Annotated in this window: 1 protein-coding gene and 1 pseudogene; both read right to left on the reverse strand. The window is 40.1% G+C overall.

The genetic code is table 11. The features are described 5' to 3' along the window. Positions 1–330: 330 nt before the first annotated feature. Positions 331–549 carry a helix-turn-helix domain-containing protein gene (locus tag ACKTR5_RS11615; protein ID WP_407881663.1) on the reverse strand — a complete coding sequence of 73 codons (219 nt, stop codon included), beginning with the start codon at positions 547–549 and terminating at the stop codon, positions 331–333. A gap of 507 nt (positions 550–1,056) precedes the next feature. Beyond that, positions 1,057–1,447 (reverse strand): annotated as a pseudogene (locus ACKTR5_RS11620) (hypothetical protein); the annotation flags it as partial.

Raw genomic sequence — 1,447 nt, forward strand, 5'->3', positions numbered from 1 at the left:
ATAATAATTTAGTATCAGCTTCGTTAAGATCAGTTTAAAGATAGATTTTCAAGAAACTTTTCATTAAGCATGATTGGCGCAACAAACCAACAATGGTAATCTTGCTTATGCCGTTACTGGATCATCAAGCAATTATAAGCACTGTTAACTCTGACCTTCCCCCGGTAATAGGCATTATTTTCAAAGGCACAAAAAAAGACTCCATCAAGGAGTCCAAGATGCCGCCGGTGGACTTATTAGCTACCAGCAAATGCCTATATAACAGTATTCCTAAATTAATAAGGGAAACAAAAGGGAAACTCTAAACTGGGCAGACGGTAATTATACATATCATGCTTTTGTTTTTCGTGGATCAGGTTCACCAGTGGCGGCTTCCATGCCCTCAGCGGTGACGACTATTTGCTTACCAAACACCCGATAGGTTCCCTTAGGCCATTTGTCTGGACTTTGACGTAGTGAATTACGAACATAAGCAGCGTTCTTACCCCAAATTTCTGCGGCTTCCCCTGCGCTCATGATTTCAGTATTATCTAAATCAACCCTTACCATGCTTAGCACCCCACCATAAAAAGATTAATATAAAAGTAACCGCCGAAATGTTAGCTAAATCAGAGATAATGACATTGCTTTTTGACATCATCATCAACACTAATTGCAAAATATTTAATAAGGCAGTAACTGCCGCAATCAAAATAAATATGATATTCTTATTCATAGGTCATAGACGATGAAGATACACCAAAGTAGCGAGCTCCAACTCGCTACCTGGTAATTTTATTTATCCCTATGGTGATAACTCTTAATGGCTATGACCATGCCAACTATCGAAGCTACGCTGACAGAAACATGTTCGATAATCTCGGATAAAGTATCAATAAACTTCATCGCTTTCCTCCTTTCAGGTTTATATAATAACACGGTATAGAATCGAAATCAACACTATACAGAACTTTTTTCTGTATTAAAAAAAGGCTCTAACCTCCCGTAATTTTAGGAAGTTAGAGCCTTTTTGCTAGTAATATAAAACTTGTTCTAGGTAGAGTTCGCTTTTGCCGATTATTGTAGTTTCAATCGATCACCTAAGGCATTACGATCAAACCACACTGGTTCACCACCCATAGTTAGCTTAATGGCACTGTCACTCAAATAAGCGACCTCAAAGTACGTTTCTTGCACGTTATCACCAAAGGTAAAGAATGAACCATCATTTAATGTCTGTTCATTAATCCGGTTGCCATACGTATCGACAGCGGTCAATGGCCCCAGCGGAATGTAGTTGTTGAAGTCCACTGGATGGAGGGCAATGTCGTTGTTCACTGCATACGAATTACCATTGTATGCCACCAATTGATCCACGTAAAAGATGCCATCAATGGCGGCCTGGGTATATGCCGGAGATGGCGTGGGCGTTGGATCAACCTTTTGCCCATTACCACCCGCATTGGTG

This window comes from Furfurilactobacillus entadae, from assembly GCF_045862745.1.
GTDB lineage: Bacteria > Bacillota > Bacilli > Lactobacillales > Lactobacillaceae > Furfurilactobacillus > Furfurilactobacillus entadae.